Source organism: Citrobacter sp. VF227, from assembly GCF_052950715.1.
The window spans coordinates 1-592 of the sequence record NZ_JBRFVF010000171.1; the positions used below are offsets into that span (position 1 = coordinate 1).

At 79.4% G+C, this 592-nt stretch carries 2 protein-coding genes; both read right to left on the reverse strand.

Annotated elements, in window-relative coordinates; all coding sequences use genetic code 11:
- Nucleotides 1-221, reverse strand: a 221-nt coding sequence (locus tag ACU8YC_RS25720) for an EF-hand domain-containing protein (protein WP_446896067.1), incomplete at its 3' end; no start/stop codon positions are given.
- A 96-nt stretch (nt 222-317) separates the two neighbouring features.
- Nucleotides 318-592: hypothetical protein (locus tag ACU8YC_RS25725; RefSeq protein WP_446896068.1), on the reverse strand; the 275-nt coding region annotated here is incomplete at its 5' end.

The following is a 592-nucleotide window of genomic DNA, read 5'->3' on the forward strand; positions in this document are numbered from 1 at the left end:
TCGAAGACCTTGCCGGCGGCGGCCTGGGCCTCGGCGAGGTCGATCGTGCCATCGTGGTCGGTGTCGACCATCTTCAGCGCGCGCTCGGTGCCGGAGGACCGGGCGAGGGCCGCCGACGGCAGCGCGGCCGGCAGGACGAGGGCGGTGACGAGGACGGTTCCGAGGACGGTTCCGAGGGCGACGGTCGCGGCGCGGGCGGATCTGTGCGGGGTCGCGGGCATGGGGATCTCCGGTGGCGGTCGGTGCCGGCAGCCCAAATCACGATCCCGGCGGGCGTTCCCGCCCGCGCCTTCACGAGCTGCGGAGCCGCGCCGCGCTCAGCGGACCGGGCCGTCGAGCGGTGCGAGCCGCTCCGGCGCCGGGGCGGCGGCTTCGCCCGGCTCGGCGCGCGGCAGGGTCCGGGACAGGGCCCGGAGAGCGGGGACCGGAGCGCCCGCCGCGCCGAAGACCGCCCGGTCGAGGGCCGCGAAGGCGGCCGCGAGGTCGGGCCGTGCCCGCCAGGTCCGGGCGAGGTCGGGGGATTCCCGCAGGGCCGCGTCGAGGGCCGCGCGGAACCGGGCCGGGTCGCCGGCGCGGGCCGCCGCGCGTAAGG